The organism is Actinoplanes sp. ATCC 53533 (genome assembly GCF_003947245.1).
This window is the reverse complement of sequence record NZ_QHHV01000603.1, coordinates 1-680: the sequence shown is the minus strand read 5'-3', so window position 1 is coordinate 680 and position 680 is coordinate 1. Positions and strand designations below refer to the sequence as shown.

Below are 680 nucleotides of genomic sequence, written 5' to 3'. Positions count from 1 at the left end.
TCCGGTGGCGCGCTGCTCCAGCTGTCGGTCTTCGCGCTCGGCATCATGCCGTACATCACGGCATCGATCATCCTGCAGCTGCTCACCGTGGTGATTCCTCGCCTCGAGCAGCTTCGCAAGGAAGGCCAGTCCGGCCAGGCAAAGATCACCCAGTACACCCGCTACCTGACGCTGGGCCTCGCGGTCCTGCAGTCCTCCGCGTTCGTCGCCCTGGCCCGCTCCGGCCAGCTCTTCGCCAACGCGTGCCCGCAGGACCAGTCGAACTTCCAGATCGTGCCGGAGAACACCGGCGTCCCGATGTGGCTGACCCTGGTCATGCTGGTCATCACGATGACGGCCGGCACCGGCGTGGTCATGTGGCTCGGCGAGCTCATCACCGACCGCGGCGTCGGCAACGGCATGTCCGTCCTGATCTTCGCGTCGATCGCCGCCCGCCTTCCCGGCGAGGGCTGGACGATCAAGGAGAGCAGCGGCGTCGCCAAGTTCCTGCTGGTGATCGCCCTCGTGCTGATCGTCATCTGCGCCGTCGTCTTCATCGAGCAGGCCCAGCGCCGCATCCCGGTGCAGTACGCGAAGCGCATGATCGGCCGGCGCATGTACGGCGGCACCTCGACGTACATCCCGCTGAAGGTCAACCAGGCCGGTGTCGTGCCGGTGATCTTCGGGTCCTCGCTGCTCTA

The 680-nt window shown here is 66.5% G+C and carries 1 protein-coding gene; it reads left to right on the top strand.

Annotated elements, in window-relative coordinates:
* On the top strand, positions 1-680 hold a 680-nt coding region (locus DMB66_RS60245), incomplete at both ends, for a preprotein translocase subunit SecY (RefSeq protein ID WP_148112996.1).